Source organism: Arcicella sp. GW458-12-2-14-TSB2, from assembly GCF_059423785.1.
Genome location: NZ_JBWKYN010000367.1, coordinates 1 through 938 on the forward strand (window position 1 = coordinate 1; position 938 = coordinate 938).

Sequence of the window (938 nt, forward strand, 5' to 3'; positions counted from 1 at the left end):
ATTTCATAGTAAAAACAGCAATTATTTGCAATTTTTGCAAATAATTGCTCAAAATCATGCAAGAAGTGTTAGGTTTTTCTGGAGGGAAGATGTACTGATAGATGCATTCTTTCTGTAACCATGCAGTTATCTAACGTAAAAAGGGCAAGATTAAAAATCAAACTTTTTAATCTTGCCCTATATTTATTGAAGTTTAGAGGTTTCAGCAATGTCTTTTATTAAAGCTTTGCTATTAATTCATCGAAATAAAACGATCAGCTGTAGCTGGCTCTGGTGATACTGTACCTACATTTACAGTCTTAACAATTTTAGTAGCACCGTCGGTAATTTCAAAGCTATATTTACCATCTTCCAATTCGCTTAAATCAAATTTACCACGATAGGTAGTTCCTTTTTTACCAACATACTCGTTAGCTAACACTTCTCCTTTTTCATTTTTCAAAGAGATTGACAAATTTTTACCTTCAAGCTTTTCAATCAATATATTCATTTGTAATGTATTAATTGTTTGATACATCCCTACTGCAAAGGTTTTCTGAGTATTAGTAGCTTCGTTTTTGTCTGTTGCATTAGCAAAGAATGACAATACTGAACATAAAGCAATGGCGAAAGTTTTTACTATTGATTTCATTTTTTTTGTTGTTTAGAAATTAAAAGTTCCTATTTATTTAAATTAAATTTTCCGAGATTAATCTTTCCGATTATGCTAATAGTATTAACAGAACTGTGCCAAAAAACATAAAACACTAATTATCAGGCACTTGCATTTTAATACTCTTTAGAAAGGTGTTCGGTTTTAGTACACAACTGTTCGGTTTAAGGACAGATTAGCGCAATTCATATTTATCCCTAACGAGGGAATTATTAAGATTCATGAAATAATCGTTCTTTGAAATTTGGGTAAAACTCATTAAATTTTCGTCAAAATTCATATTTAT

The 938-nt window shown here is 30.1% G+C and carries 1 protein-coding gene; it reads right to left on the reverse strand.

Annotation, left to right across the window (positions count from 1 at the left end):
* Positions 1-232: 232 nt before the first annotated feature.
* The gene (locus AC07XN_RS24495; RefSeq protein ID WP_494744953.1) at positions 233-631 is read right to left on the reverse strand and encodes a T9SS type A sorting domain-containing protein; all 399 of its coding nucleotides are present in this window, start codon (positions 629-631) and stop codon (positions 233-235) included.
* Between the last annotated feature and the right edge of the window lie 307 nt (positions 632-938).